The organism is Herbaspirillum sp. B65 (genome assembly GCF_000333555.1).
GTDB classification, from domain to species: domain Bacteria; phylum Pseudomonadota; class Gammaproteobacteria; order Burkholderiales; family Burkholderiaceae_D; genus Herbaspirillum; species Herbaspirillum rubrisubalbicans.
Genome location: NZ_BADI01000685.1, coordinates 1 through 6,323 on the forward strand (window position 1 = coordinate 1; position 6,323 = coordinate 6,323).

Below are 6,323 nucleotides of genomic sequence, written 5' to 3' on the forward strand. Positions count from 1 at the left end.
TTCATCGGCGCTTTTATAGAATCCAAGCATGTCATTCCTGACCAAGATTTTCGGCAGCCGTAACCAGCGACTGCTCAAACAATATCAAAAAATCGTCCGCCAGATTAATGCGCTGGAGCCCTCGGTCGAGAAGCTGACCGACGCCGAACTGCAAGCCAAGACGCCCGAATTCAAGCAACGCATCGCCGGCGGCGAGACGCTCGACGCCATCCTGCCGGAAGCCTTTGCGGTCTGCCGCGAAGCCAGCCGCCGCGTGCTCAAGATGCGCCACTTCGACGTGCAGCTGATCGGCGGCATGGCCCTGCACTTCGGCAAGATCGCCGAAATGCGTACCGGCGAAGGCAAGACCCTGATGGCGACCCTGCCGGCCTACCTCAATGCCTTGGCCGGCAAGGGTGTGCACGTGGTCACCGTCAACGACTACCTGGCCCAGCGCGATGCCGAAGACATGGGCCGCCTCTACAGCTGGCTGGGCCTGACCACCGGCGTGAACCTGTCGCAGATGGAACACGACGTCAAGCAGGAAGCCTACGCCGCCGACATCACCTACGGCACCAACAACGAATTCGGTTTCGACTACCTGCGCGACAACATGGTCTTCGACGCCGACGACCGCGTGCAGCGCGCCCTGAACTTCGCCATCGTCGACGAAGTGGACTCGATCCTCATCGACGAAGCGCGTACCCCGCTGATCATCTCCGGTCAGGCCGAGAACCACACCGAGCTGTATCACAAGATGAACGCGGTGCCGCCGCTCCTGACCCTGCAGATCGGCGAAGAAACGCCGGACGGCAAGGGCAAGGTCGAAGTCCCCGGCGACTACACCAAGGACGAGAAGAGCCACCAGGTGCTGCTGACCGAAGCCGGTCACGACAAGGCCGAAGAGATCCTGACCCAGATGGGCTTGCTGCCCGAAGGCGCTTCGCTGTACGACGCCGCCAACATCACCCTGATCCACCACCTGTACGCCGCCCTGCGCGCGCATACGCTGTATCACCGCGACCAGCACTACGTGGTGCAGAACGGCGAAGTGGTGATCGTCGACGAATTCACCGGCCGCTTGATGACCGGCCGCCGCTGGTCCGATGGCCTGCACCAGGCGGTCGAAGCCAAGGAAGGCGTGAAGATCCAGAACGAGAACCAGACCCTGGCCTCGATCACCTTCCAGAACTACTTCCGCATGTATGCCAAGCTGTCCGGCATGACCGGTACGGCCGATACCGAAGCCTACGAATTCCAGGAAATCTATCACCTGGAAACCGTGGTGATCCCGCCCAACCGTCCCAATGCCCGCAAGGACCGCCAGGACCAGGTCTACAAGACCGCGCAAGAGAAGTACATGGCCATGGTCAAGGACATCCAGGATTGCTATGAGCGCGGCCAGCCCGTGCTGGTGGGCACCACCTCGATCGAGAATTCGGAACTGCTCTCGGGCATCCTGACCAAGGCCAAGCTGCCGCACAACGTCTTGAACGCCAAGCAGCACGCGCGCGAAGCGGAAATCGTGGCGCAGGCCGGCCGTCCCAAGATGATCACCATTGCCACCAACATGGCCGGTCGCGGTACCGACATCGTGCTGGGCGGCAACGTGGGCAAGCAAATCCAGCTGATCGAAGCCGATGAGTCGCTGTCGGACGCCGACAAGGCCGCCAAGTCGCAGCAACTGCGCGATGAATGGCAGTCCCTGCACGACCACGTGGTCAATGCCGGCGGCCTGCACATCATCGGCACCGAGCGCCACGAATCGCGTCGCGTGGACAACCAGTTGCGTGGCCGTTCCGGCCGCCAGGGCGATCCGGGTTCCTCGCGCTTCTACCTGTCGCTGGACGACGCGCTCTTGCGCATCTTCGCCGGCGACCGCGTGCGCGCCATCATGGACCGCCTGAAGATGCCCGAAGGCGAACCGATCGAAGCCGGCATCGTGACCCGCTCCATCGAATCGGCCCAGCGCAAGGTGGAAGCCCGCAACTTCGACATCCGCAAGCAATTGCTGGAATACGACGACGTCGCCAACGACCAGCGCAAGGTGATCTACCAGCAGCGTAACGAATTGCTGGAATCGGTCGACATGGCCGAGATGATCGCCTCCCTGCGCGATGGCGTCTTCACCGACCTGTTCCGCCAATACGTGCCGGCCGAGTCGATGGAAGAGCAGTGGGATATCCCCGGCCTGCAAGCCGCGCTCAAGAACGAATGGCAGCTGGATGTCTATCTGGAAGCCACGCTCAAGGCCGAGCCCGACATGGCCGACGACGAACTGCTGGAGCATCTCTTGAAGGCCGCCAAGGAGGCCTACGATGCCAAGGTTGCCGTGGTCGGCGTGGAAGCCTTTGCCGGCTTCGAGCGCAGCGTCATGCTGCAGGCCATCGACAACCACTGGCGCGAACACCTGGCAGCGCTCGATCACCTGCGCCAGGGCATCCACCTGCGCGGCTATGCGCAGAAGAATCCCAAGCAGGAATACAAGCGCGAAGCGTTTGAGCTGTTCGCCCAGATGCTGGACCTGATTCGGAACGAAGTGATCAAGGTGGTCATGACCGTGCGCATCCAGAGCCGCGAAGAAATCGAAGCGGCCGAGGAAAGCCTGTCCGGTGGCTCGCCCATCAACGTCAACTACCAGCACGCCGACTTTGACCCCGAAGCAGCTCCGGAAGAACTGCTGGCACCCACCGTGCAAGCGGCCTCCGAGGATGGTTCGGAATACCCCAAGGTGGGGCGCAACGATCCCTGCCCCTGCGGCAGCGGCAAGAAGTACAAGCAATGCCATGGCAAGCTGGCTTGATCGCTAGTTAGCCAAAAGTGAAGAGGCCGTCCACCTGTCAAGGTGTACGGCCTTTTTTCTGGGGGCATGGTGAAGGCTTCTGCATGGTTCACCCGGCTGGCCTTATCATGAGCGCTCCCCCTCGCCACCGCCTGCCGTCCAGGAGAACAAGAAGATGACATTCGCCAAGCTTTCCCGTCCCGCGCTCGTCGGCGCGCTTGCCAGCGCCTTGCTGCTGGCCGGTTGCGCCTCCTCGCCCTTGCCGCAATGGCGCGACAACGCCAATGCCGGCTATGCCCCGGTCACGCCGTCCATTCCGGTGACCGATACCGCCGTGCCGGCGGTAGCCATCAGCACCGCCCCGCCCACCCGCGCGGCATTGGTGGAGGCGGCCAAGGCCGAGTGGGATTTCTTCGGCAACCAGCAGATCGACATGCGCCATGAACCCTTCAGCGCGCCGCGCCTGGGGCTGCTGGAGGATGAGGGCGAGGCGGTGCAGCGCGTGGCCGAATACTGGCACGCAGTGGGCAAGAACCTGACCGGTGCCGATTGCGAACAGGCCTGGTCGGCCGCCTTCATTTCCTGGCTGATGGTCTCCACCAACGTGCCGCCACAGGACTTCGCGCCCAGTGAAACCCATTTCAACTACCTGAGCTTCCTCAAGGAGCGCCAGTCGCGCCCCTCGCCGCAGTTCGTGCTGCGTCCGGCCGAGACCGAATCGATCGCCCCCGGCGACCTGATCTGCGCCCCGCGCGGCAATAACAACATCACCTCCATCGATGAAATCCGCCCTGGCCTGGCCGGGCATTGTGACCTGGTGGTGGAAGTCCACGCCGATGATGGCTGGGCCGGGGTGATTGGCGGCAACGTCTTCAATTCGGTGTCCGAATCGCTGATTCCGGTCGACTCCGGCGGGCGGGCCCAGCCGATCGCCCAGCGGCCCTGGCTGGTGGTGGTCAAGAACCTGCTGCCCTAAATCCTGAAAGCGGCGCGCCCCGTCATCAGCCGGTGACGGAAAGTGTTTAAAATACGCGTTCCGATTTTTACGCTGAAAGCTCGCCATGGCCGTCAATTCCCCGATCCCCGTTTCCTCAGATCTCAAAGCCGTTGCCGGCGTCGAACTCGGCCATGCCGAAGCGGGCGTGCGCAAGGCCAATCGCAAGGACGTGCTGGTCATGAAGCTGGCCGAGACGGCCACCGTGGCGGGTGTGTTCACCAAGAACCGTTTCTGTGCCGCGCCGGTGCAGATCTGCCAGGCCAACCTGGCCCAGTTGAGCGCCGACAAGCCCATCCGCGCCCTGGTCATCAACACCGGCAACGCCAATGCCGGCACCGGTGAAGAGGGCCTGCAGCGCGCCAAGTCGGTGTGTGCCGCGCTGGCCGAGCAGATGGGCGTGGCGCCGCAACAGATCCTGCCGTTCTCCACCGGCGTGATCCTGGAGCCGCTGCCGGCTGATCGCATCATCGCCGGCCTGCCGCAAGCCATCGCTAACCTCAAGGCCGACAACTGGTTCAATGCGGCCGAGTCCATCATGACCACCGACACCCAGCCCAAGGCGGCTTCGCGTACCCTGACCATCGCTGGCAAGCAGGTCGTCATGACCGGCATCAGCAAGGGGGCCGGCATGATCAAGCCCAACATGGCCACCATGCTGGGCTTCCTGGCCTTCGACGCCAAGCTGCCGCAGGCGCTCTTGAACCAGTTGGTCAAGGATGCCGCCGATCATTCCTTCAACTGCATCACCATCGATGGCGATACTTCGACCAACGATTCCTTTATTCTCATGGCCACCGGCGCCGGCGAACTGGAGATCACCAGCGCCGACAGCGAGGAATATCAGCAACTGGCCGCTGCCGTCACCGACCTGTCGCAACACCTGGCGCACCAGATCGTGCGCGATGGCGAAGGCGCCACCAAGTTCATCGAAGTGGCCGTGGAAGACGGCAAGAGCGTCGAGGAATGCCGCCAGATCGCTTACTCCATCGGCCACTCGCCGCTGGTCAAGACTGCCTTCTTCGCCTCCGACCCGAACCTGGGCCGCATCCTGGCCGCCATCGGCTATGCCGGCATCGATGACCTGGATGTCTCCAAGATCAACCTGTGGCTGGATGATGTGTGGGTCGCCAAGGACGGTGGCCGCAACCCGGATTACCGCGAAGAAGATGGCCAGCGCGTCATGAAGAAGGCCGAGATCGTGGTGCGCGTGAAGTTGGCGCGCGGCACCGCCAAGGCTTCCATCTGGACTTGCGACCTGTCGCACGACTACGTGTCGATCAACGCCGACTACCGTTCCTGATGGCCGCCTCATGACCCAGCTAGACCAATTCCTGCAGCGTGCCGAAGCCTTGCTGGCACGCGTCGAAGCCATCCTGCCCCAGGCCGCTACCCGTGAACCGGACTGGAACGCCGCCGTCGCCTTCCGCTGGCGCGGCGCCACCGCCCAGCGTCCCGGTTACCTGCAGGCGGTGGGCCATATCTCGCAGATCGCTTTGTCCGACCTGCACAATATCGGCCCGCAAAAGGAGCAGATCGACCAGAACACGCGCCAGTTTGTCGCCGGTCGCCCGGCCAACAACGTGCTCTTGACCGGCGCGCGCGGTACCGGCAAGTCCTCGCTCATCAAGGCTTGCCTGGACCAGTATGCTGACCAGGGCCTGCGCTTGATCGAGGTGGACAAGGATGACCTGCACGACCTGCAGGACATCGTCGAACTGGTGGCCACGCGCCCGGAGCGCTTCATCGTCTTCTGCGATGATCTCTCCTTCGAGGAAGGCGAGGGCGGCTACAAGGCTTTGAAGGTGGCGCTGGACGGCAGCATCGCTGCGCAGTCCGACAACGTGCTGATCTACGCCACCTCCAACCGCCGTCACCTGATGCCGGAGCGCCTCTCCGACAACAGCACCTACACTCACACCGAGGATGGCGACCTGCATCCCGGCGAGACGGTGGAAGAAAAGATTTCGCTCTCCGAGCGCTTCGGTCTGTGGGTGACTTTCTACCCGTTCAAGCAGGACGATTTCCTGGACATCGTCGCGCACTGGCTGCGCCACTTCGGCTGCACTGACGACCAGATCGCCGAAGCCCGCGCCGACGCCCTGCGCTGGGCGCTGCAACGCAGTTCCCGTTCGGGCCGCGTGGCCTGGCAGTTCGCGCGCGATTATGCCGGTCGGGCGCAATCCTGATGAGTAGCCCGAGCAAGCCCATCGACGTGGCCGTGGGGATCCTGATGCAGCCCAATGGCGACGTGCTGCTGGGGCAGCGCCCGGCAGGCAAGCCCTATGAAGGTTACTGGGAATTTCCGGGCGGCAAGGTGGAGCCGGGCGAAAGCATCTTTGCGGCCCTGCAGCGCGAGTTCAAGGAAGAGCTGGGCATCGAGGTCATCGATGGCGAACCCTGGTGCGGGGTGGAGCACGTCTATCCCCATGCCCATGTGCGGCTGCACTTCTACATCAGCCGTCAGTGGCGCGGCCAACCGCAGAGCCTGGAAAGCCAAGCCTTTGCCTGGCAGGGCAACCTGGGCGTGGAACCCTTGCTGCCGGGCCACATCCCGCTGATCCATGG

5 protein-coding genes are annotated in these 6,323 nt (G+C 63.2%); all 5 read left to right on the plus strand.

Going from position 1 to position 6,323, the window contains the following annotated elements:
- The first annotated feature begins 28 nt into the window (after positions 1–28).
- Positions 29–2,782 (plus strand): preprotein translocase subunit SecA, encoded by a 2,754-nt coding sequence (gene secA, locus I5W_RS16230; protein ID WP_044530007.1) that lies wholly within the window; start codon positions 29–31, stop codon positions 2,780–2,782.
- A 154-nt stretch (positions 2,783–2,936) separates the two neighbouring features.
- Positions 2,937–3,737: a DUF2272 domain-containing protein gene (locus tag I5W_RS16235; RefSeq protein WP_044530008.1), complete on the plus strand. Its 801-nt coding sequence runs from the start codon at positions 2,937–2,939 to the stop codon at positions 3,735–3,737.
- Between the two features lie 85 nt (positions 3,738–3,822).
- Positions 3,823–5,058: a bifunctional glutamate N-acetyltransferase/amino-acid acetyltransferase ArgJ gene (argJ, locus tag I5W_RS16240; protein WP_044530009.1), complete on the plus strand. Its 1,236-nt coding sequence runs from the start codon at positions 3,823–3,825 to the stop codon at positions 5,056–5,058.
- A gap of 10 nt (positions 5,059–5,068) precedes the next feature.
- Positions 5,069–5,944 carry an ATP-binding protein gene (locus I5W_RS16245; RefSeq protein WP_044530010.1) on the plus strand — a complete coding sequence of 292 codons (876 nt, stop codon included), beginning with the start codon at positions 5,069–5,071 and terminating at the stop codon, positions 5,942–5,944.
- The coding region (locus I5W_RS16250; RefSeq protein WP_044530011.1) for an NUDIX domain-containing protein at positions 5,944–6,323 on the plus strand (380 nt) is incomplete at its 3' end. The genes I5W_RS16245 and I5W_RS16250, both read left to right, overlap by 1 nt.